The 22,391-nt window shown below is 41.8% G+C and carries 20 protein-coding genes and 1 pseudogene; 20 read left to right on the top strand and 1 reads right to left on the bottom strand.

The window, feature by feature from the left end:
* Positions 1-314 precede the first annotated feature (314 nt).
* The 20 genes and pseudogenes from KUG37_RS07355 to KUG37_RS07260 all read left to right on the top strand — a co-directional run bounded on the left by KUG37_RS07355 (position 315) and on the right by KUG37_RS07260 (position 21,581).
* Positions 315-2,042, top strand: a complete 1,728-nt coding sequence (locus KUG37_RS07355; protein WP_216935072.1) for an acetolactate synthase 3 large subunit — start codon at positions 315-317, stop codon at positions 2,040-2,042.
* Positions 2,039-2,530: an acetolactate synthase small subunit gene (gene ilvN, locus KUG37_RS07350; protein WP_216935070.1), complete on the top strand. Its 492-nt coding sequence runs from the start codon at positions 2,039-2,041 to the stop codon at positions 2,528-2,530. The genes KUG37_RS07355 and ilvN overlap by 4 nt, the downstream gene beginning before the upstream one ends.
* Before the next feature lie 106 nt (positions 2,531-2,636).
* Positions 2,637-3,653, top strand: coding sequence for a ketol-acid reductoisomerase (ilvC, locus tag KUG37_RS07345; protein WP_216935068.1), 1,017 nt, complete (start codon positions 2,637-2,639; stop codon positions 3,651-3,653).
* Between the two features lie 1,159 nt (positions 3,654-4,812).
* Entirely contained in the window at positions 4,813-5,313 is a 501-nt protein-coding gene (locus KUG37_RS07340; protein WP_216935066.1) for a hypothetical protein, read from the top strand.
* A gap of 112 nt (positions 5,314-5,425) precedes the next feature.
* Positions 5,426-6,127 (top strand): molecular chaperone, encoded by a 702-nt coding sequence (locus tag KUG37_RS07335; protein ID WP_216935064.1) that lies wholly within the window; start codon positions 5,426-5,428, stop codon positions 6,125-6,127.
* Positions 6,128-6,169: 42 nt separating this feature from the next.
* The gene (locus KUG37_RS07330; RefSeq protein WP_216935062.1) at positions 6,170-8,500 is read left to right on the top strand and encodes a fimbria/pilus outer membrane usher protein; all 2,331 of its coding nucleotides are present in this window, start codon (positions 6,170-6,172) and stop codon (positions 8,498-8,500) included.
* A gap of 8 nt (positions 8,501-8,508) precedes the next feature.
* Complete coding sequence (locus KUG37_RS07325) at positions 8,509-8,916, top strand: hypothetical protein (protein WP_216935059.1); 408 nt, start codon at positions 8,509-8,511, stop codon at positions 8,914-8,916.
* A 350-nt stretch (positions 8,917-9,266) separates the two neighbouring features.
* A pseudogene (locus KUG37_RS07320) lies at positions 9,267-10,544 on the top strand (glycosyltransferase family 4 protein).
* A gap of 20 nt (positions 10,545-10,564) precedes the next feature.
* A complete protein-coding gene (locus KUG37_RS07315) occupies positions 10,565-11,116 on the top strand; it encodes a phosphatase PAP2 family protein (RefSeq protein ID WP_216935057.1) in 552 nt (183 codons plus the stop codon).
* A gap of 91 nt (positions 11,117-11,207) precedes the next feature.
* Positions 11,208-11,408, top strand: a complete 201-nt coding sequence (iscX, locus tag KUG37_RS07310; protein ID WP_216935055.1) for a Fe-S cluster assembly protein IscX — start codon at positions 11,208-11,210, stop codon at positions 11,406-11,408.
* Positions 11,409-11,518: 110 nt separating this feature from the next.
* Positions 11,519-11,950 carry a nucleoside-diphosphate kinase gene (gene ndk, locus KUG37_RS07305; RefSeq protein ID WP_216935053.1) on the top strand — a complete coding sequence of 144 codons (432 nt, stop codon included), beginning with the start codon at positions 11,519-11,521 and terminating at the stop codon, positions 11,948-11,950.
* A gap of 125 nt (positions 11,951-12,075) precedes the next feature.
* Positions 12,076-13,311, top strand: a complete 1,236-nt coding sequence (gene rlmN, locus KUG37_RS07300; protein ID WP_216935051.1) for a 23S rRNA (adenine(2503)-C(2))-methyltransferase RlmN — start codon at positions 12,076-12,078, stop codon at positions 13,309-13,311.
* Between the two features lie 59 nt (positions 13,312-13,370).
* Positions 13,371-14,126: a type IV pilus biogenesis/stability protein PilW gene (gene pilW / locus KUG37_RS07295; protein WP_254202642.1), complete on the top strand. Its 756-nt coding sequence runs from the start codon at positions 13,371-13,373 to the stop codon at positions 14,124-14,126.
* A complete protein-coding gene (locus KUG37_RS07290; protein ID WP_216935046.1) occupies positions 14,117-14,908 on the top strand; it encodes a DUF4115 domain-containing protein in 792 nt (263 codons plus the stop codon). The genes pilW and KUG37_RS07290 overlap by 10 nt, the downstream gene beginning before the upstream one ends.
* A gap of 23 nt (positions 14,909-14,931) precedes the next feature.
* Positions 14,932-16,053: a flavodoxin-dependent (E)-4-hydroxy-3-methylbut-2-enyl-diphosphate synthase gene (ispG, locus tag KUG37_RS07285; protein ID WP_216935044.1), complete on the top strand. Its 1,122-nt coding sequence runs from the start codon at positions 14,932-14,934 to the stop codon at positions 16,051-16,053.
* 3 nt (positions 16,054-16,056) lie between these two features.
* Positions 16,057-17,352, top strand: coding sequence for a histidine--tRNA ligase (gene hisS / locus KUG37_RS07280; protein ID WP_216935042.1), 1,296 nt, complete (start codon positions 16,057-16,059; stop codon positions 17,350-17,352).
* Between the two features lie 30 nt (positions 17,353-17,382).
* Positions 17,383-18,078, top strand: a complete 696-nt coding sequence (locus tag KUG37_RS07275; RefSeq protein ID WP_216935040.1) for a tetratricopeptide repeat protein — start codon at positions 17,383-17,385, stop codon at positions 18,076-18,078.
* The gene (gene bamB, locus KUG37_RS07270; protein ID WP_216935038.1) at positions 18,075-19,223 is read left to right on the top strand and encodes an outer membrane protein assembly factor BamB; all 1,149 of its coding nucleotides are present in this window, start codon (positions 18,075-18,077) and stop codon (positions 19,221-19,223) included. Before KUG37_RS07275 ends, bamB begins: the two co-directional genes overlap by 4 nt.
* Positions 19,224-19,390: 167 nt before the next feature.
* On the top strand, positions 19,391-20,800 hold the full coding sequence (gene der, locus KUG37_RS07265; RefSeq protein ID WP_216935036.1) for a ribosome biogenesis GTPase Der: 1,410 nt from the start codon (positions 19,391-19,393) through the stop codon (positions 20,798-20,800).
* Positions 20,801-20,936: 136 nt separating this feature from the next.
* The gene (locus KUG37_RS07260; RefSeq protein WP_216935034.1) at positions 20,937-21,581 is read left to right on the top strand and encodes a 4'-phosphopantetheinyl transferase superfamily protein; all 645 of its coding nucleotides are present in this window, start codon (positions 20,937-20,939) and stop codon (positions 21,579-21,581) included.
* Positions 21,582-21,607: 26 nt separating this feature from the next.
* On the opposite strand, the gene KUG37_RS07255 is transcribed toward KUG37_RS07260, so the two are convergent.
* Complete coding sequence (locus tag KUG37_RS07255) at positions 21,608-22,378, bottom strand: SDR family oxidoreductase (RefSeq protein ID WP_216935032.1); 771 nt, start codon at positions 22,376-22,378, stop codon at positions 21,608-21,610.
* Positions 22,379-22,391: the final 13 nt, after the last annotated feature.

Below are 22,391 nucleotides of genomic sequence, written 5' to 3'. Positions count from 1 at the left end.
CTTGACTTTAAAGCCTGAAAACACAAGAATGCTGCAATAGTTTTATATGCCTTAGATCGATCACCCTTCGACTAAGTGTCATTTCATGCAGTGGGCGATTTCTCTAGCCGAGAAATTGAACAAAGCTAAGCAAAATATGTTTATCCCAACATGTTTTAGGTCTTGTATTGCTCGAACAGCAAAGAGATCAGATTTTTTTCCTATTGCTATGAAAACTATGAAATTATTGTGCTATAACAGTGCAGACAGTTAACAAATGAAACACTGCAAATGCCTCCCATTTGTGCAGTGTAATAACATTAGGGTGAATCACGTTGGAACTTCTATCTGGTGGTGAAATGCTTGTTCGTGCATTAGCGGACGAAGGCGTTGAACATGTTTTTGGATACCCAGGCGGCGCAGTTCTTCATATTTATGATGCGCTATTTCAACAAGACAAAATCAATCATTACCTCGTACGTCACGAACAAGCTGCCGGTCACATGGCAGATGCTTACTCACGCGTAACAGGTAAGACCGGTGTGGTGCTGGTGACCTCAGGTCCGGGCGCAACCAACACGGTCACGCCAATTGCAACGGCCTATATGGACTCAATCCCGATGGTGATTTTGTCAGGTCAGGTTGCGAGTCATCTGATTGGTGAAGATGCCTTCCAGGAAACCGATATGGTCGGTATTTCTCGCCCAATCGTGAAACATAGTTTCCAGGTACGTCATGCCAGCGAAATTCCTGCAATCATCAAAAAAGCATTCTATATCGCCTCATCTGGTCGCCCTGGCCCTGTCGTGATCGATATTCCGAAGGATGCCACCAATCCTGCAGAGAAATTTGCTTACGAATATCCGGAAAAAGTGAAGATGCGTTCGTATCAGCCACCATTCCGTGGTCACTCAGGTCAAATTCGTAAAGCGATTGAAGAATTAATCAATGCCAAACGCCCAGTGATTTACTCGGGTGGCGGTGTAGTTCAAGGTAATGCATCTGCACAATTAACAGAGCTTGCGCATCTATTGGATTATCCAGTAACCAATACCCTGATGGGTCTTGGTGCATTCCCGGGCGATGATCCACAGTTCATCGGTATGTTGGGTATGCACGGTACTTACGAAGCCAACATGACCATGCACAATGCAGATGTGATTTTGTGTGTAGGCGCGCGCTTCGATGACCGTGTCACCAATAATCCGGCAAAATTCTGTCCGAATGCCAAAGTGATTCATATTGATATCGACCCAGCGACGATTTCAAAAACCATTATGGCCCATATTCCAATCGTAGGTGCTGTAGAGCCTGTGTTGAATGAGATGTTGAACCAGCTGAAACAGCTCGATGTTTCCAAGCCAAATCCTGAAGCGATTGCGGCATGGTGGGAACAGATCAATGAATGGCGCAAGGTTCATGGCGGTCGTTTTGAAGCAGGTGTTGATGGTGTAATGAAGCCACAACAAGTGGTTCAGGCATTGGACAAAATAACCAATGGCGAAGCGATCATTACCTCTGACGTAGGTCAGCATCAGATGTTTGGTGCGATGTATTACAAATACAAACGTCCGCGTCAATGGATCAACTCAGGTGGCCTGGGCACCATGGGTGTAGGTTTACCTTATGCGATGGCAGCGAAGCTCGCATTCCCTGATCAGCAAGTAGTGTGTATCACCGGTGAAGCATCGATTCAGATGTGTATCCAGGAACTTTCAACCTGTAAGCAGTACGGTTTAAACGTAAAAATTTTGTGCTTAAACAACCGTTCCTTGGGTATGGTGAAACAGTGGCAAGACATGAACTACGAAGGTCGTCATTCTAGCTCTTATGTAGAATCACTGCCTGATTTTGCCAAGTTGATGGAAGCATATGGTCACGTCGGTATTCAGATTGACCATGCCGATGAGCTTGAATCTAAGCTTCAAGAGGCAATGGCGATTAACGATAAGTGCGTATTTATTAACGTGATGATTGATCGTACTGAGCACGTTTATCCGATGTTGATTGCAGGCCAATCAATGCAAGATATGTGGTTAGCAAAAGGGGAGCGCACAGCATGAGACATATCATCTCTGTCCTTATTGAAAATGAAGCAGGCGCGCTTTCCCGTTTAGTGGGCTTGTTCTCACAGCGTGGCTACAACATCGAAACATTGAACGTGGCACCGACTGAAGATCCGACACTTTCACGTTTGACGTTGACCACTTATGGCGATGATCACAAGATCGAGCAAATCACCAAACAGCTTAATAAACTGGTGGAAGTGGTTAAAGTGGTTGATCTGTCTGAAGGTGCGCATATTGAGCGTGAACTGATGCTGATCAAAGTCAAGGCATTGGGTTCATCTCGTGACGAAATCAAGCGTACTGCCGATATTTTCCGTGGTCAGATTGTCGATGTAACGCCCACGACCTATACCATTCAAATTGCGGGTACGACCGAGAAAGTAGATGCATTTATTGATGCACTTGCAGAACACACCATTTTGGAAGTTGTGCGTTCGGGTGTTTCAGGTATTGCGCGCGGCGAAAAAGTACTAACAATCTAAATTTCAAGTATTTCCTCATCTTAATAAGAAGGGGGATCAGGCAATGTAAATTCAAGGACCATTGCCTGATTTAAACAGACAAACAAGCATTCAAGCGGAGACAGCAATGCAAATTTTTTACGATAAAGACTGTGACTTATCTATCATCCAATCTAAGAAAGTAGCGATCATTGGTTACGGTTCACAAGGTCACGCGCATGCGCTTAACCTTAAAGACTCTGGTGTTGATGTCACTGTAGGTCTACGTGCGAACTCTACTTCTTGGAAGAAAGCTGAAAATTCAGGTCTTAAAGTTGCTGAAGTTGCTGCTGCTGTAGCACAAGCTGATGTAGTTATGATCTTGACTCCAGATGAATTCCAATCTCAACTCTACCGTGACGAGATTGAGCCAAACATCAAGCAAGGCGCAACTTTAGCGTTTGCTCATGGTTTCTCAATTCTTTACAACCAAGTTGTGCCACGTGCTGACTTAGACGTGATCATGGTTGCACCTAAAGCTCCAGGTCATACGGTTCGTTCAGAATACCAACGTGGTTCAGGTGTGCCTGACTTAATCGCAATTCACCAAGATGCGTCTGGTAATGCACGTAACGTTGCGCTTTCTTACGCTTCAGGCGTAGGTGGTGGTCGTACAGGTATTATCGAAACTTCATTCCGTGAAGAAACTGAAACTGACCTTTTCGGTGAGCAAGCAGTTCTTTGTGGGGGTGCGGTTGAACTGGTTAAAATGGGCTTCGAAACTTTGGTTGAAGCGGGTTATGCTCCAGAAATGGCGTACTTCGAATGTCTACACGAACTTAAATTGATCGTTGACTTAATGTTCGAAGGCGGTATCGCGGACATGAACTACTCTGTATCAAACAACGCTGAATATGGCGAATACGTAACGGGTACTGAAGTAATTAACGAACAGTCTCGTGAAGCGATGCGTAATGCGCTTAAACGTATTCAATCTGGCGAATACGCGAAGATGTTCATCAACGAAGGGGCTTTAAACTACCCTTCTATGACTGCTCGTCGTCGTCAAAACGCTGCTCACGGTATCGAAGTAACGGGTAACAAGTTACGTGCTATGATGCCTTGGATTCAAGCGAACAAGATTGTAGATAAAGAAAAGAACTAAGTTCTAATTTCTAAGTCAAAAAGCCCTTGTTTTTAACAGGGGCTTTTTTTTATACAAAGTGGGGCTTTCCTATTTGGTACTTCGTTTAAAGCTGTGTTTTCCTCTCTTTTCGTGGCTTAGATTCAAGCGAACAAAATCGGTGAGAAAGAGAAAAACTGATTTTCTGAATTATATGCTATGAAACCCTGCGCAAGTGGGTTTTTTTATGGGTAATTTACTGATTTTTAATGGCAGAAAATATTTTTTGATTTGTTGATATATGTCCTATCTCTGCTTTTATAATTATCATGATAAGTAAGTTTTTGATCGCTTCATTAAGTGTGAAGTAAGAAAAAGGAAATGTAATTAAAACTCCAGAAAACTTGCAAATTAAAATTAATTTTTAAGTCTAAATAAACTATATTATGGGTAAATAATAGACCTCTTGCGGAAAGTATGCTTTTACCTAATTTTTGAATTAGCTAAAACCTTATAAAATATAGCTTGTGGCTGTTTAAATTTTGACTAACGCAAGAGGACTAATATTATAATTATATTAATTAAAAAGTGATATTTATTTTAAATAATTCAGATGAATAATAATTAAAATTCCCAGGAGGGAATAGTGGTTGGATATAAATAAACTTTTATTTAAAGAATCATGTAAGATTTAAAATTAAGTAATTAAATGTATTTGGGAAGAGAGGTGTTGAAATTTTTAAAAGTAGGGTATATTTGAAAAATAACAAAAAAATATCGATGTAATTATGATTTATATTGGATTTAATTGTAAATTGTAAGGCTTTGTAAAAATAAAAATGTAAAAAATTAGAACAATTGAAGTTTGTTGAAAATAATATAAGTATCAATATTTTATATTTGTATTGAGGTTTTGGACAAAGTTTATATATAAATATTAATGGTAAATATAAGCTCATTAATATTTGGTAACATTAAAGATTTTTTAAATAAATATTTATAAAATAAAGAATTTTTAATAAAAAATAAAAAATATAGTATAAGTCAATATATTGTGAATATTAGAGCTTCTGTATGTTTTTTTAGGAATAATAATAAGATGGCTGCACGCCTACATAACATTACTCATAATAACAAGAGTTCATAATGTAAGCGTAAAACTTAATAAATATATTCTTCCAAAAAGGAATGGAGCATACTCATGAATAAAATGACTCAAGCCGTATTGGCAACTGTAGTATTGAGCTTTGGTTTAGGTTCCACAGCAGTTTATGCGAATCAGGTTGCAGGAAAACCAGGTTCACATAAACCAGGTAAACATGGTTGTGGGGATAAGTGTGATGGAAAAATTGACATTGTGTTAGATGTTCCAAGACATTGTGATTTGGATGTGGAGACACCCCAATTAACACTTGCCCAAACAACGGGGGGGAATTGGAGTGACGCGGGTTTCTTTAATGTAAGCACAAATGCCCCTTATCGATTAAATATTAATGCACCAAACAATTTGCGTAGTGGTCAGAACACTGTACCTGTATCTATGACTACTACACGTGGTGGAAAAGCTTATTCTGGAACTCAAACAAGTACCAAAGGACAGGCTCATCGTTGGGATGTAGCAGCTACAGTGGCGGGTAGTGCGATTGCAGCAGCCGATGCTGGAACTTATCTTGGTACATATAATGTCGAAGTTCGATTCTAATAATAAGAAATTCATTCTTTATAAGCACTGAATGGATAGGAGATGTGTGAATCATCTCCTATTTTAATATTTTTTTATTGAATAATAACTATATAAATCTTGGGAGTAAAAAATGCATAAAAAAATAATCGGATTTTTTTTATTATTGCTATGTAGTGCTACCCTCTCTGCAGGAATAAAGTTTAGTCCGATCCAGTTGTATATTCAGGATTTTAAAAAACAGAGAAGTACGACAGTCAATATTGAGAGTACAGGGGTGAAGTTTTCAAAAATATATGAAATTTCTGCATTTAAATGGCAGCAGGATGAAAGGGGGGAAGATATTCTAGTCGAAGATAACACATTATTATTTAATCCAAGAACCTTCGAATTAAAGCCGGAAAGCAAACAAATAGTCCGGATCGGATTTAGTCAGCCACTTATGGATACTGAAAAGCAGCAAGCATGGAGAGTTATTTTTAAAGAGGTTACGCCTGTAGATGACACCTCAACGATCAACTTTTTATTTAATTTTTCCTTGCCACTTTTTGCGGGAAAACAATTACCTCCACAGCTTAATGTGAATCTGGAGAAAGTAAATGATTTGGCCTATTTGAAAGTGGATAATAAAGCCAAATCACATGCGAAGATTGTAGAAGTCATAGTATTAGACAGCAATAATAATGAAGTATTAAAAAAAGACCTGACTCAATATGTTTTGAGCGGAAATAAAATCAAATTTGAAATTGGGGAAATAAAAACTACTGGAAACCTGAAGTTAAAAATAAAAGTGGAAGAATATGGGGAATATTTAGAATACCCTATCAATGCTTAGAACGGATTGTAAGAAGAATAAAAAATAGTCAAAGGATGTGCTATGAAAGCCACTAAAATTCTCATGATGATCGTATGTGGTATTGGTGTGACGCCTGGAAAAGCAAATACGAACCTGGCAGAAAGCCAAAGAAAAGATCCAGAGATGTTAATCGTGAATATATGGATAAACGGCCTAGATTATAAAACTGAAGCAATTACTTTTACTGAGGAGGGGAAAAAATTTATTGAATGTGAACCCTTACATAATTTAGGAATCAAAGTAGAAAAGTTTCACCGTCATTTAAAGAAAAATGATTTTTGTTTAATCAGTCAAACAGGAATTACAGTAGAGGATGATTATAGTCTTCAGGCGATTAAAATTAATTTTCCGGTAAGTTATTTTGAAGATCAGGCTTATGATCTGGAAGTACTGCAGCCTGAAAAGGCAGATTTTGGAGGATTCGTTAACTACAGTCTATTCTACAGTCGAGATAGTCGTGATCATGAATTTAATACATTTTCAGAAGTGGGAATATTTAAAGATTACTGGCTATTTAAAAATGCCTTTTTATATCGTAATGAACCTGAAGGAAATGAACAGAAATTATTGCGGGTGAGCAGCAGCCTGGATTTTGAATTTCCTGATAAGTTTTTAAGATTAACAGTAGGGGATACCACTAGCCCCTATAGTACTTTAAATAGTTCTTTCCGGTTTGGTGGTTTAAGTCTCGGTACAATTTATACAGATCGTCCAGATTTTATTTACTGGAATATTCCTGCTCTGAATGGCAGTGCCAGCCTACCTTCGACTGTAGATTTGTATATCAATGGCATAAATTTATATAAGGATTCGGTTGTGCCGGGTAATTATAATCTGCCCGCAGGTTCAATCGTAAATCAGGCAGGTGATGCGCAAATTGTGGTGGAAGATATTCTAGGGAATAAAACAGTCAGAAGTTTCCCGGTATATATTAATAATCGTTTATTAAAGCCAAAATTGAATGAATATAATATCTCCTTAGGGAAGCTAAGATATAATTATGATTATGTTGATGATGACTATCGTGATTTTTTTACTAAACTATTTTTCCGGAGAGGACTCACCTCTTCGACTACCATGGGCGGGGATCTTTTATACAGTGAGAAAGTAAGTAATTTTGACTTATTATGGACCCAAGGGGTGAGTAAGTATTTTCTGCTGGATACTGTATTTTCGGTAAGTAAAGCCGATAAAGAAGACCAGCAGGGCTATGCGGGATCCATTGCCATAACACGGGATTTTACAAATTGGTCATTTGGGTTGAATAGCCGATATTTCACTAAAAAATATGAATATTTAAGTCAGGAAGATTATAACTCCAATATTAAAACTTCAGATATTATCTATTTTAATTTTTTTGATTTAAAAATTATTGACAGTTTAAATGTTAGTTATGTGCAGCAGTCAAGTTACTTGGCTGAAGATTTTTTGGAAGATGATCGTAAAATTTTAGACATTAGAGCATCAAAAAAAATAACAGATAATTTATATACAAGTTTGGGTTTTTTTAAGGATTTTGGCGATGGTGATGATGGAGGATTTAATGTCGCTTTTTCTTATGATTGGGGAGATAAAGGTCAGGTCTATCTAGATCATGATACTGATAATAACGAAACTGGCTTAAGTTATAGTCGAAGAACCATGACTCAAAATGGTTTTGATTATGTCCTAGGGGTAAATCAACGTGATGATGAAATTAATTATAATGCCTATGGTTTATGGAAAACCAGTATCGGGAATTTACAGCTTTCACACGATGAGTTTGAAGACCGCCGCAATTCACAGGCCATGTTTGACGGTGCCTTAGTCTGGCTAGGGAGCAAAGTGGCGTTGACGAAATATGCGGATAATGCCTTTGCACTGGTCAATGTAGATCAGCATTCAGATTTAGATATTTATCGTTCAGCCAGTTTAGTAGGAAGTACCAATAATAATGGCTACATGTTTATACATAATATAATTCCTTATATTAATTATGATATTTCTTTTGATCATAACCAATTGGCGATGGAAGAAACTTTTAAGCATTCTTCTAAGAAAATAATTGGCCTGGATCAACGTGGATATAAGCTAGATTTCCCTATTTATAAAACAAAGCGTATTGCATTAAGAATAAAAGACTTCAAGCAAAATAATCTAATAGCAGGATCAGAAGTGGTTGTTGATGGTCTAAGTACTGATTCGTCTTTCGTAGACAGTCAAGGGATGGTCTATTTATATCTGATTAAACCTGGTCCATATACGCTTAAAATAAAAACACAAGGTGGACAGCAATGCCAAGCTCAATTGGCTCTTAATCAAAATCAATTTCAAAATTCAGAAAATCAAATTTTGGAAACCATATGTAGATAGGTGTAGAAATGAAAAAACTTTTTTTATTTATTTTAATTGGCATGACGGGGATAGCAAATGCTCAGTATTGCTCAATTGATGGTTTTACGAGCCCGGAATTACGTCTGGCAAGTTACCAGCGTAGTCAATCCGCAACCTCTTTTAATATTTCATGTGATACAGGCTATTCAATCCTGTTTAATAGTCAGAATCTAGTCAGTTCAAGTGGTGTCAGCTATGTTTCCAATGGTCCTTATAAATTGCGGACCAAATTAAATTTGACCGGTGCAAATAATAACTTGTGGGGGGTGAGGCTCAATCAGGGGGCTGCCCAGCGACAAAAATACATTGTTTCTGTTCAACTTGAGGACAATCCCCTCAATGGTGTCCCGGCAGGCAGATATAGTGATCGGGTTTCGATAGATATTTCCTTTTAGTTTTAACAGGTTATTTTCTTAGAAATAAGCTAATAACTCGTGCAACTGATTTGAGATGGATATCAGATTGAAATATAAATTGAGGTGTAAAATGAATCTCTGTTTTGATTTATATGACTTTAATAGAGATTTATTTATTAGATTAGACCTCTTGCGTTAGTCAAAATTTAAACAGCCGCAAGCTATATTTTATAAGGTTTTAGCTGATTCAAAAATTAGGTAAAAGCATACTTTCGCAAGAGATATATTAATAATTTGAAAAACCGCTATTCCTTTTGTTTTTTATTATTCATAAGTTGGTCATATATTCTCCTTAGAGTATATTGAAAATATAAGTAGATAGGTGCGAGATGCAACAGATTTCCATCTCGGAATTATTAAAGCAACGCCCTGTTATTCATAAACTCCAGTTTGATTTAAAAGAACAACGCAAGCAGGCATTTCATAACAAAATAGTCTTAGCCGGTCTGATACGTTCCCGTTTGAAAATTGCAATAGTTGCTGAAACTTGGTCTCTTGAAATCAATGGTGTCGCACAGGATTTATTACAGCTTTGCAAAAGATTACAAAAACAGGGCCATAAGATTTTATTAATTCATCCGGAACAGCGAGAAGCCTGTACCGAATTTAAACCGCATAGCGAATGTCGGGTTAGAGTGCATTGCATTCCTAAATATAACAATTTGCAGTTTGGCAGACCGCAATTTCTAAAGATTCATCAAGCGGTTGAGGCCTTTACACCGGATGTTATCGATATCGTCACCGAAGGCCCTTTGGGTTTGGCAGCTCAGCAGCTTGCGAAATTCCATAAAAGTCCAGTTTCTAGCGGTTTTCCTTCGTCATTCCAGGAGTTTAGTCGTTTTTTCGATTTAACTTTTTTGCTTAAACCGATTCAGAGCTATTTAAAGTGGTTTCATAATAATACTGATTTGACCTGTGTCCCGAGTCGATACACTGCTCAAGCCTTAAATCAGTTTGGGGTAACGTGTCCCTTGGCAGTCGTGGGTAGGGGAGTCGATCCAGATACATTTTCACCAAAGTGGCGATCAGCAGATTTGCGCTATGCTTGAGGTGCTTCAAACGATACCCGCGTGATGTTGTATGTTGGACGGCTTTCTCCTGAAAAGGAAATTGACGTGCTAATCAAAACCTATTTTATCCTGCGCCAAGTTCGTCAGCAAGATATACATCTGATTATCATCGGAGATGGGGCCCGATCGAACTCGACTGCAACAGCTGAATCAGGATGGCAGCATTGTTTTACCGGTAGCCTGACAGGAGAGAAACTCTCAGCGGTTTATGCCAGTGCCGATGTATTATTCTGTTTCGCCAGTCAGGTAGAAACCTTTGGAAATGTGGTGTTGGAAGCGATGGCCAGTGGCTTGCCGGTAATTGCTTATGATGATGCGTGTTGCATATACAGCATGGTGAAAATGGGATGGTTGAGCAGACTTGGACATCGGCAGGATTTTATCCAGCAGATGCTCGGTTTGCCTGATCTGTAAAGATTGTGGCAGATGGGCGTACAAGCACGTAAAAAGGCCGAAAAAGTCGGTTGGCAATATCCAGTCTGGCAATTTGAACCAGCACTGTATTCACTGGTACAGCATCAGGAATACAGCATATAAAACAAAAAAGGAGCATCAGGGTGAAACTCCAGAATGTAAAAATTAAATTTTTAGAAATTGATTTAAAAGGTTGTGTTTATCTGAATCATTTTTCGCATTCAGCCCGTATTGCTGCTTTTTTTAAAATTATTAGTCGTTTGGGCAATGGTGCATTTTGGTATTTCATGCTGATACTGGTTTGGATCATGCAGGGCTTGATCTACACCCTGCAGATTGTTTATCTGATTCTGGGTAGTACCCTAGGTACCATTATTTATAAAATTCTTAAAATCAAAACTGTACGACCACGCCCTTATCAGGTGCATCAGGTGATCCGTCTGGGTGAACATCCACTGGATCATTTCAGTTTTCCCTCGGGACATACCTTACATGCCGTAATGGCAACAACTGTTTTAGGCTATGTTGCACCTTTATTGCTGATGTTAATGTTGCCATTTACGGTTCTGGTGGCAGTGTCCAGAATGGTGTTGGGCCTGCACTATCCAAGTGATGTAGCAGTGGGTGCAATTCTGGGTGGAATGATGGCAATTGCCATTGTACTGACCGCACCTTATCTGAATGTTGTGTTGTAAAAAAAAACAAGTGAAAGCCGGGGCAAAGGCTCGCAGATTTTTACAGATTTGTTAAAGTACGGCATCAAAGCAATTATGGTGAGAAATAGAGATGAGTTTACGTTGGACTGACACTCTCGATATCGCGATTGAACTCTACGAAGCGCATCCGGATGTGGACCCGCAGTGGATTCGTTTTACTGATTTACATGCCTGGGTATGTGCCTTGCCTGAATTTGAAGATGATCCGACCAAGTCTACGGAAGGTTTGCTGGAAGCCATTCAAATGGCATGGATGGACGAAGCACGTTAAGTGTCCGATTGAAAAAAGCATATTTTTACAGTGTAAAAGCAGAAAAATGCGCATTATCTCGGTATAATGCGCCAAATTTTCATGTCAACAATTGACTTAAGGAGCCTATCATGGCTATCGAACGTACTTTATCTATCGTTAAACCAGACGCAGTTGCTAAAAACCACATTGGTGAAATCTTTGCTCGTTTTGAGAAAGCTGGTCTTCAAATCGTTGCAACTAAAATGAAACACTTGACTCAAGCTGAAGCTGAAGGCTTTTACGCTGAGCACAAAGAACGTGGTTTCTTTGCTGACCTAGTTGCTTTCATGACTTCTGGTCCAGTTGTTGTTTCAGTTCTTGAAGGCGAAAACGCTGTTCTTGCTCACCGTGACATCCTTGGCGCGACCAACCCTAAAGAAGCTGCTCCTGGTACAATCCGTGCAGATTTCGCTGTAAGCATCGACGAAAATGCTGCTCACGGTTCTGACTCTGTAGCATCAGCTGAACGTGAAGTTAACTACTTCTTCGCTCAAACTGAGATTGCTCCACGTACTCGTTAATTCGCAGTATTCAAGCCAGATAAGTGTTATTATACTTATCTGGTTTTTTTATTCTCTGAATAATTCTTTGCTCATATATTGAGCTTCTCCTTTCATCTTTTAGGCATGGTTTAGGTAATATACACATGAGTACTGAAGTCGTCGCTGTATCTGCAGTTTCAGCTGCACAGCAACCATCTCCGTCCACTCCGGTACAGCAGAATGCTGTGGAAAAAGTGAACCTACTCGGCATGTCTCGTCCGCAAATGGAGAAATTCTTTGAGGATATGGGTGAGAAGAAGTTTCGTGCCGGGCAGGTTATGAAATGGATTCACCAGTTCTTTGTGACTGATTTTGCCGAGATGACCAATATCTCGGGCAAACTGCGTGAAAAACTGGAACGTATTTGTGAAATTAAAGCGCCCGAAGTGGTGCATAAAAACTATTCTAAAGACGGTACCCGAAAATGGGTATTCCGTGTTGGCGATGGTGAGGGCTCACTCGTCGAAACTGTATTGATTCCTGCTGAGCATCGCAGTGGTTTACGTCGCACTTTGTGTATTTCTTCACAAGTGGGCTGTGCACTGGACTGTTCATTCTGTTCAACCGGTAAACAGGGTTTCCAGCGCGATTTGACCCAGGCAGAAATTATCGGTCAGCTCTGGATGGCCAACTATTCCTATATGGAAGATGTGCCGGTACTTGAGCGTGAACGTTCAGTCACGAACGTGGTGATGATGGGCATGGGCGAGCCATTGCTCAACTACGATGCAGTATTAAATTCAATGCGCATTATGCTGGATGACTTTGCATACGGGATGTCGAAACGTCGTGTGACTTTATCGACTTCTGGTGTAGTGCCGAAGATTGATCAAATGGTGAAAGACATTGATGTTGCACTGGCAATTTCATTGCACGCACCAAATGACGAACTGCGTAATGAACTGGTGCCAATTAATAAAAAGTATCCTTTGGAACAGTTGATTGCGGCCTGTCAGCGTTATATTGCCAAAGATGGTAATGAAAGTTCGCGTAAGCATGTGACCATTGAATATGTCATGCTGGATGGTGTGAATGATCATCCGGAACATGCACAGCAAATGATTAAACTGCTTAAAAACTTACCTAGCAAGATTAATTTGATTCCGTTTAATCCTTTTCCGCATGCGCCTTATGGGCGTTCAAGCCGGAACCGCATTATTTCTTTCCAAAAAACTTTGTCTGATGCCGGTTTTGTGTGTACGATTCGTCAGACACGCGGTGATGACATTGATGCGGCGTGTGGACAGCTTGTAGGTCAAGTAGCTGACCGTACGCGTCGTGCGGAACAGTGGAAAAAGAAAATTGCGCAGTCGAATGAGATTATGCGTTCACAAGGATAATAAGAGGTCGCCAGTTGAGAAATCCAACATCTAAAATTGCTTTGATTTCAACAGTATGTATGTCTTTAGGTTTGGTAGCATGTCAAACGCCAGATTTGGGTCAGAAAGATCCTGAAAAAGCCACTAAAGTCCGTACCCAATTGGCGGCAGAATATTTAAGAACAGGTGATCTGGATGCAGCCAAACGTGCGCTGGATCAGGCACTTGAAACGACTCCGCGTGATTCTCAAGCAAATATGATGATGGGTGTGCTGCTGCAACAGGAAGGTAGTAAACTCAATCTTGAGAAAGCAGATGCTTATTTCAAGCGTGCGATTTCGGCAGATCCGAAAAATGCACAGGCACGAAACAACTATGGCACGTATTTATATCAGCTTGAACGCTATAATGATGCGATCGAGCAGTTTAAAATTGCCGGTGCGACTTTAGGCTATGACCAGCGCTTCCGTGCACTGGAAAATATGGGGCGTATTTACCTGAAAATGGGCGATGTAGTGAATGCTGAAAAATCATTCAAACAGGCGCTTCAGGCTAATCGCGATTCATATATATCAATGTTAGAGTTGTCAGAGATTTTTTATTTAAACCAGCAGTTCCCGGCGGCGACACAACTGTATCAACAGTTTGCGCGTGGTGTGGGACAGAAAAACCAGGGTGCTCGTGCACTCTGGATTGGCATTCGCACTGCGCGTGCCAGTGGTGATCAGTTGGGTATGCAGGTATTGGTTAACCAGTTACGTGCATTGTTCCCTGAAAGCCAGGAATACCAACGTTATTTGCAATTACAGTACAGTACTGAGGCCGTATGGAAGTAAATCCTAATTCACCTTCGAATCATTCGAGCGTAGCTCCAAATGCGTTAGGAAATATTCAACGTCCGGGCGAGTACTTGCGCCAGATTCGTATCAATCAGCAATGCGATCTGGAAGAGGTTGCCAAAGAACTGAATATTCCGGTCAAAACCCTGACTGCTCTTGAGCAGGATGAATATAAGTCTTTGCCTGAAGCAACTTTTATCAAAGGGTATTATCGGATCTATGCCAAATTCTTAGGTGTAGATGCTTCGAACATTATTCAGCGTTTTGATGAAATTTATACCAATGATACGGGGTTGTTGCCCAATCATGCCCTGAATAATTCCCCCATCAAAATTATGGGGAAATTGCCAGGTTCCAAGCGTGACCGCAATCGTAAGTGGTTAAAGCGCATTTTTATTACGCTGGTGTTATTGCTGATTTTAGGCGCACTGTTTGCCATGATTCAGAACTGGTCAAGTAGCAATTCACAAAATAGCAGTGAAGGCTCTGGCGTAGGCGCTTCCAATGTCGAGATTCTGAATCTGGATACAGGTGCTGCACGTTCTGGCAATCAGCTGAAACTTGAGTTTAATCGTCCGACCTCTGTCCATATTGTTGACTCGGCGGGCAATGTCTTGGCGACTGGTCGTCAGGCCTCGAGCTTGCAGCTGAATGGTGAAGCACCGTTCCAGATTCGTCTGGATGATGCATCGGCTGTGGCACTCAGTTTAAATAATGAAAATATTTCATTGTCACCCTACACTGTGAACGGAAAAGCAGAATTCCGTTTATCACCTTAATAGATCAAGAGTAGAGCAGAACAATGATCGTAAATCCAATTAAACGTCGTCCAACACGTAAAATTCGTGTGGGTTCAGTTTATGTGGGTGGTGATGCACCAATCAGTATCCAGTCCATGACCAATACTGAAACCTGCGATGTGGCAGCCACGGTTGCGCAGATTCAGCGCTGTGTAGATGTCGGTGCAGACATCATGCGGGTGTCTGTACCAACGATGGAAGCGGCGGCGGCATTTGGTGAAATTCGAAAGCAGGTAAGTGTGCCTTTGGTGGCTGATATTCACTTCGATTATAAAATCGCACTGGCTGTTGCAGACTTGGGTGCCGACTGTTTGCGGATTAACCCGGGCAATATCGGTTCAGAAGCAAAAATCCGTGAAGTGGTGGCTGCAGCACGTCATAACGACATTTCGATGCGGATCGGGGTTAATGCCGGTTCACTCGAAAAAGATATTCAAAAGAAATATGGCGAGCCGACCGGTCAGGCGCTGCTTGAATCTGCGATGCGCCATATCGATATTTTAGACCGTCTGGATTTCCAGGAATTTAAAATTTCAGTAAAAGCGTCCAATGTGTTCCTCACCATGGATGCTTATCGTTTGCTGTCACAACAAATTGATAATCCGCTGCATTTGGGTGTGACTGAAGCTGGTGTCTATCGTACCGGTTCGGTCAAATCTGCGATTGCCTTGGGCGGCCTGTTGATGGAAGGCATTGGTGACACCATGCGTATTTCACTCGCGGCAGAACCTGAAGAAGAAATTAAAATCGGTTTTGATATTCTAAAATCGCTGGGTCTACGTTCAAACGGGATTAACTTTATTGCCTGCCCAAGCTGTTCACGTCAGGAATTTAATGTAATTTCCGTGATGCAGCAACTTGAAGAGCGTTTAGAAGATATCCGTACCCCGATGGATGTGTCAGTGATTGGCTGTAAGGTCAATGGGCCGGGCGAAGCCAAAGAAGCGGATATTGGTGTGGTGGGTGCAAGTCCGCGTTCACTGGTGTACCGTAATGGTGAAAAAAGCCACTTAATCGATACCAATCAACTGGTTGATGAAATCGAGACCATGGTTCGTCAACGTGTTACCGAGCTTGAAGAAGCTAAATCTAAAGAAATTATTCGCACAAGTTTTCCTGAGTAGATCATGAGTTCAATCGTCGCAATCAAAGGTTTTAATGACATTCTCCCAACGCAAACCCCAGCTTGGAGACGTCTTGAACAGCATTTATCCGGTTTGATGGATGCTTATGGCTATCAACAGATTCGTTTACCCATCGTAGAACAGACTAACCTGTTCAAACGTTCGATCGGTGATGCCACCGATATTGTTGAAAAAGAAATGTACACCTTTCTGGACAAAGGTAATCCGCCTGAGTCTTTGACGCTACGTCCTGAAGGAACCGCAGGCTGTGTACGTGCCATGCTGGAGCATAACCTGCTTCGTGGTGCGACTCCTCGGGTCTGGTATATCGGGCCAATGTTCCGTTATGAAAAACCACAGAAAGGCCGTTACCGTCAGTTCCATCAGTTTGGTGTAGAAACCTTTGGTGTGGCGACTCCCGACATGGACGCAGAACTGATTCTGATGACAGCGCGTCTGTGGAAACGTATGGGTATGGCAGACAAGGTTCAACTTGAATTAAATACACTGGGTGAGTCGGATGAACGTGCGAATTATCGTGCAGCCTTGGTTGAATTCTTAGAATCACATAAAGGTGATTTAGATGAAGACTCACAGCGCCGTTTGACCACGAATCCACTGCGTATTCTGGATTCAAAAGATGCCAAAACGCAAAGTATCTTGGAAAATGCACCGAAACTTCATGACTTCATGGGTGAAGAAACTCTGGCGCATTTTACCCAGCTACAACAGTACTTGACCGAGGCAGGCGTCAGCTTTGTAATCAATCAAAAACTGGTACGCGGTCTGGACTATTACAACAAAACGGTTTTTGAATGGACAACCACACACTTGGGTTCCCAAGGAACCGTATGTGCAGGTGGTCGTTATGACGGTCTGGTGGGGCAACTTAAAGGCAAGCCTGATCAATCTGTCCCTGCTGTTGGTTTTGCCATGGGGATCGAGCGTTTATTGCTTCTGCTTGAACTGGTTGAAGACAATAAGCCAACCCGTGATTGTGAAGTATTCCTGGTGGCTGAACCGGCTTCTCAAGGTAAGGCTTTGGTCATTGCCGAGCAGATTCGTGACCAGCTTGAAGCAGCAGGCAGCAGCATTCGTTTAAAAGTTGGCTCCCAGGGTTCAATGAAATCGCAAATGAAAAAGGCCGATCAGGCCGGTGCTTTGTATGCGGCGATTTTGGGTGAACGTGAACTGGAAGCTCAGACTTTTACCGTGAAAGAGCTGGCAACCGCAGAGCAATCGAATGTACCATTTACGGAATTCGTTGCATTTTTTAGTACTAAAATTTCTTCAAAATAATCGATAAAACATTAGGAAAAGGGTAATCTCATGAGCGCAGTGGGTGATGAACAATTTGAAAGCTTAAAATCCTTTACGAAGAAGTATGGTTCTTCGATCATTTCAGGGATTTTAATTGCGCTGATTGCCTTTTTCGGATGGGAATATTGGCAGAAGAAAAACCTGGCAGAATCGCAAATGCACACTGCCAAGGTTCAGCAGTTGATGGATGATGCACAATCGGTGCAGGGTGATGCCTTTGCCAAGCTGTCTGAAACTGCAGATAAAATTGTCAAGGAAGCACCTGATTCAGCTCAGGCGATTCAGACTCAGCTGGTCATGGCTAAACTGGCATATGACAAAGAAGATTATGCTGCGGCCGAAAAAGCCCTACAGAAAGTTGAAAATTCGAAAGTAGATGATAAAGGCCTGGTTCAGGTGGTTAAACTTCGTCTGGCTTATGCGCAACTGGCACAGAAAAAATATGATGCTGCTCTGAAAACTTTAGAAGCAGTCAATGATCCTGCATTCAAAGCAACTGCCGATGAAGCGCGTGGCGATATCTATGTTGCCAAAAATGATATTGAAAATGCGAAAAAATTATATCAAAGTGCATGGGATGCTTTGACTGAACGTAAAGAAGAACGTCAGATTTTACAAATTAAGCTCGAAAGCGTAGGCGTGTTGGTCGATGATCCGGAAATCGAACGCCCAATTATAGAAACACAAGCGGAAGAAGCTGCATGAATAGAAAATACAAAATTACCTGTGCCTTGACTATTTTAACGCTTGCACTGGCTGGCTGTGCAGGTAAAACCACTAAAGTTCCAGAAGTAAAACCGAATCCACTTCCAAAACTGACTCAAGCCAAAACACTGGTCCCTGTATTTTCCACCAGTGTGGCGTCGACAGATGCTGCAGATCCGTTGCGTTTACGTCTTGATGCGGACAATGGCGTGGTTTTTGCGATAGATCCAAAAGGTGAAGTGTCTGCCTTTAAGGGCAATCAACGTCTCTGGCAGAAAAAAGTCAGCAAAGATGGTTTAAGTTCTGGTGTTGAAGCAGCTCAGGGAATTGTCGTTGTCGGCAATCAGAAAGGTCAGCTTTTTGCGCTCGACCAACAAACCGGTGAGCAAAAATGGACTGCACAATTAACCGGTGCTTTACTGGCTCCGTCCTTGATTCATGCGGGTCGTGTCATTAGCGTGAGCAATGACGGCACCGTGTATGCACATGAAATCGCGACCGGTACACAAGTTTGGACTTATAACTTACCTAATGTACAATTCAGTCTGCGTGGTATGGCTGCACCTGTTGCATTAGATGCACGTAATGTACTGATTGCATCTTCGAATGCTTATATCTATGCATTGGATGCCTTAAGTGGTGTACCAAAATTACAGCGTCGTGTGGCGGTTTCTGATGGACGCTCCGATATCCAGCGTCTGGTCGATATTGATGGTGAACCGGTCGTTGCAGGCCAGTTTTTGGTCACCACCAGTTATCAAGGTCAGGTCACTGTACTGGATTTAGCTTCACAACAGGTCGTCTGGAGTGAAGATGCCAGCAGTATCCAGCGTCCAGAAGTCGTGGGCAATGGTGTATTTGTGGCGCAAACCGATGGCAAAATCAAGGCTTTTGAGATTAGCTCGGGGCAACTGCTTTGGGAAAATGACCAACTGCTGAATCGCAAGTTAAGTAATCCGGTGATGCTGGGTACGGACCTGGTGGTAGGCGATCTGGATGGCGTTTTGCACCTGATTGACCCGCGTACTGGACAGATTACTGGCCGTTCGAAAACTTCGGGGGAAGTGCGTAACTTACGCGTCATCGACAACCAGCTTTATGTTTCTACACGCAAGGGCGCATTAAGCATTTGGCAGAACCGTTAATTTTAACGAGCCTTATGTTAAACTAGCCATAACCGTATTTTGTGAACGCGGGGTGATTGAAAAATCAATGCCCCGTGTTTTTATTTAGGGTATTTACCCCTTATATCTTCCTATACTTTCTGATGTTCAGGCCACTTTGACGCCTGATATTGAATAAAGGTTACTCTATGAAACCCGTAATTGCGCTCATTGGTCGTCCGAACGTCGGAAAATCAACTCTGTTCAACCAGATTACCAAGAGCCGTGACGCATTGGTGGCAGACTTTGCAGGTCTGACACGCGACCGTAAATATGGCGATGCAACCTATCAAAATAAATCTTTTATTGTGGTCGATACAGGCGGTATTGGCGAAAATGAAGGTGGGATTGACTCGTACATGGCAGAGCAATCCAAGACTGCCATTCATGAAGCCGACATCATCATTTTTGTGGTCGATGCACGTGCCGGACTGCTGGCTTCAGATGAACAGATTGCACGTGAACTGCGTACTTTAGGTAAAAAAGTCTTCCTTGCGGCCAATAAAGTCGATGGCGTACATGCTGAAGCTGCCCTGGTTGAATTTTACAAACTGGGTATGGGTGAGCCGCTGCAAGTGGCAGCCAGCCATGGCCGTGGTGTTCAGCAAATGCTGGAAGACGTACTTGCCGATGTGCCGGAAGATGAAAATCCAGAAGAGCATGACAAAAATACTGGTTTGCGTTTAGCAATTATTGGTCGTCCAAACGTAGGTAAATCAACGCTGGTGAACCGCTTGCTCGGTGAAGAGCGTGTGGTGGCATTTGACCAGCCAGGTACAACACGTGACTCGATTTATATTCCATTCGAGCGTGATGGCCGTCAATACACCCTGATTGATACTGCAGGGGTGCGTCGTAAAGGTAAAGTGGATGAAATGATTGAGAAATTCTCGATTGTTAAAACTTTACAGGCGATTAAAGATGCCAACGTGATTGTGGTGGTGGTCGATGCACGTGACGGTATTGTTGAGCAGGATTTGCACCTGATTGGTTATGCGCTTGAAGCTGGCCGTGCGATGGTCATTGCAGTCAACAAATGGGATAACATGACTGAATATGATCGCAAGCAATGTAAGCTCGATATAGAGCGTCGCTTCGATTTCATTCCATGGGCAAAAGTGCATTTGATTTCTGCCTTGCATGGTACAGGTGTGGGTGATCTGTATCCATCGATTCACCGTGCCTATGATTCATCTCGCTTGAAAGTATCACCGGCAAAAATCACGCAAATCTTGAACGATGCGACTGAAGCGCATCAGCCACCGATGGTTCAGGGTCGTCGTATTAAAATGCGTTATGCACATATCGGCGGACAAAATCCACCAACGATCGTTGTGCATGGTAACAAGGTCGATAAAACGCCTGCTGATTATCGCCGTTACCTCGAAAACGTATTCCGTAAAGTCTACAAACTTGAAGGAACACCGGTGCGGATCGAATTCAAAACCTCTGAAAATCCATTCGAAGGCCGTAAGACAGAAATGGATGAACGTATTGCAGCGCGTAAACGTCGTTATGTTCAGAAATTCAAAAAAGCCGAGAAGAAATTTAAACGTTAATTGCTTATTTTAAGTTTTTGATAAAAAGCCTGCTGATGCAGGCTTTTTATTTGGAGAAATAATAGAATTTCTCTCCCTATAAGAATGTAAATTCTTTTACACTCAAATCAATTGACATCTTTCATAATGGATTTACGTGGCTCGGCTGATTCAAATTCATCTGCATAAACTCTCTGATCTGACCTATCCTCAGTTATCAGACCGAAAAACTCAGGTTGCCGATAGGAAACGGGAAGTAGCGTGTTTACGCAATCAGCTTTTATCCCACTATTTTGAATCTCTCATTGAAGACCATCAGATTGTGCGGACGAGTTTTGGCAAACCTTATCTCCCTGCGCATCCTGATTTCAGCTTTAACCATAGCCATAGTCAAAACTTCTATGCATTGGCCACAAGCAGAAATATCCAGCACTTAGGGGTCGATATTGAAGAACTGAGCCGTAAAGTGCGTTTCGAAGCGTTGGCACAACACGCTTTTCATTCTGAAGAACTTAGGCAATGGCAGGCCCTAGACTATGCACCTGAATACTGGTTCAAGGTCTGGACCACCAAAGAGGCGGTATTAAAGGCTTCGGGTCTGGGAATCCGGATCAACCTAAATGAACTCAATACCAATATCCATCCTGAGCAGGATGGCGGATGCTGTCAGCATCCAGAGATTGGATTCTATGCCTATCAAAATTATACACTTGCTGGCTGTATGCTCACTGTGGCCTGGCAAAGTGAGCAGGATGGTCAAGGTTTCGAATTTCCTCAGATTCAGATTCATCAGTCCGTTTAAAAACCATTTATCGAAACAAGTCCTTTCTATTTTCTGGCAATCAGCAGGTTACTCAGGCGATTAACAAACTGCGGGCTCATTCGCGATAAATGAAATAAAAACTGGCTTTTGAATCCGACCGGATGATGAGTCGCTTGCCAGATTGAATCTTTGAGCTGTGCCAGTTTCAGAATGTCTTGTGCGACATCCTCTGCTTTTAAATGCACGCCCATTTTTTTAATACTTTCCGCCTGCATATCTTTGACCATCGAAGTACTGACGAAAAGCGGCATCACATCTAATACCCGGATCCCATGGGGTTGCCACTCGATATCCAGACTTTCAGTCAGGCCACGCACTGCAAACTTGCTGGTGGAATAACTGGCTAACTCGGCCTGCCCATAAATCGCCGATGCCGAAGATAGATTGATGACGCGGGCAAAAGAAGATCCTTTTAAATAGGGAAAAGCTGCATGACAGCCGTTTATGACCCCATTGACATTAATTTGCATGGTGCGCTGGTGGGCTTCAATCGGCGTCTGTTCAAAAGGTCCCGAATATAAAACTCCAGCATTATTCACCAAAATATTAATTTCACCCGCCCAGACTGAAAATTCAGACAAGGCTGTTTCCCAGGAAGCATAATCTGCCACATCCAGAAAACCGGCTTTGGCATGTTCGCCCAGTTGCTGGGCCAGCTGTTCAGCCTGTGCCATATTGATATCATAAATACCGACTTTATAGCCGTGCTGGTAAAACAGGGCGGCCGTCGCGGCGCCAATTCCTTGTGCTGCCCCACTAATCAATATACTGTGCATGTGTTTGATCTCC

Origin of the sequence: Acinetobacter sp. BY419 (assembly GCF_019038395.1) — a bacterium.
Lineage (GTDB): Bacteria > Pseudomonadota > Gammaproteobacteria > Pseudomonadales > Moraxellaceae > Acinetobacter.
The sequence above is the reverse complement of the archived record's forward strand: the minus strand, read 5'-3'. Positions and strand labels throughout refer to the sequence as shown.

Bases quoted from the DNA above. Each gene is read 5' to 3' on its own strand.
- bamB (WP_216935038.1), top strand. From the start codon at position 18,075: ATGAATAGAAAATACAAAATTACCTGTGCCTTGACTATTTTAACGCTT.
- der (WP_216935036.1), top strand. From the start codon at position 19,391: ATGAAACCCGTAATTGCGCTCATTGGTCGTCCGAACGTCGGAAAATCA.
- pilW (WP_254202642.1), top strand. From the start codon at position 13,371: ATGTCTTTAGGTTTGGTAGCATGTCAAACGCCAGATTTGGGTCAGAAA.
- KUG37_RS07275 (WP_216935040.1), top strand. From the start codon at position 17,383: ATGAGCGCAGTGGGTGATGAACAATTTGAAAGCTTAAAATCCTTTACG.
- ispG (WP_216935044.1), top strand. From the start codon at position 14,932: ATGATCGTAAATCCAATTAAACGTCGTCCAACACGTAAAATTCGTGTG.
- ilvC (WP_216935068.1), top strand. From the start codon at position 2,637: ATGCAAATTTTTTACGATAAAGACTGTGACTTATCTATCATCCAATCT.
- rlmN (WP_216935051.1), top strand. From the start codon at position 12,076: ATGAGTACTGAAGTCGTCGCTGTATCTGCAGTTTCAGCTGCACAGCAA.
- ndk (WP_216935053.1), top strand. From the start codon at position 11,519: ATGGCTATCGAACGTACTTTATCTATCGTTAAACCAGACGCAGTTGCT.
- KUG37_RS07255 (WP_216935032.1), bottom strand. From the start codon at position 22,378: ATGCACAGTATATTGATTAGTGGGGCAGCACAAGGAATTGGCGCCGCG.
- KUG37_RS07290 (WP_216935046.1), top strand. From the start codon at position 14,117: ATGGAAGTAAATCCTAATTCACCTTCGAATCATTCGAGCGTAGCTCCA.
- ilvN (WP_216935070.1), top strand. From the start codon at position 2,039: ATGAGACATATCATCTCTGTCCTTATTGAAAATGAAGCAGGCGCGCTT.
- hisS (WP_216935042.1), top strand. From the start codon at position 16,057: ATGAGTTCAATCGTCGCAATCAAAGGTTTTAATGACATTCTCCCAACG.
- iscX (WP_216935055.1), top strand. From the start codon at position 11,208: ATGAGTTTACGTTGGACTGACACTCTCGATATCGCGATTGAACTCTAC.
- KUG37_RS07335 (WP_216935064.1), top strand. From the start codon at position 5,426: ATGCATAAAAAAATAATCGGATTTTTTTTATTATTGCTATGTAGTGCT.
- KUG37_RS07340 (WP_216935066.1), top strand. From the start codon at position 4,813: ATGAATAAAATGACTCAAGCCGTATTGGCAACTGTAGTATTGAGCTTT.
- KUG37_RS07330 (WP_216935062.1), top strand. From the start codon at position 6,170: ATGAAAGCCACTAAAATTCTCATGATGATCGTATGTGGTATTGGTGTG.
- KUG37_RS07325 (WP_216935059.1), top strand. From the start codon at position 8,509: ATGAAAAAACTTTTTTTATTTATTTTAATTGGCATGACGGGGATAGCA.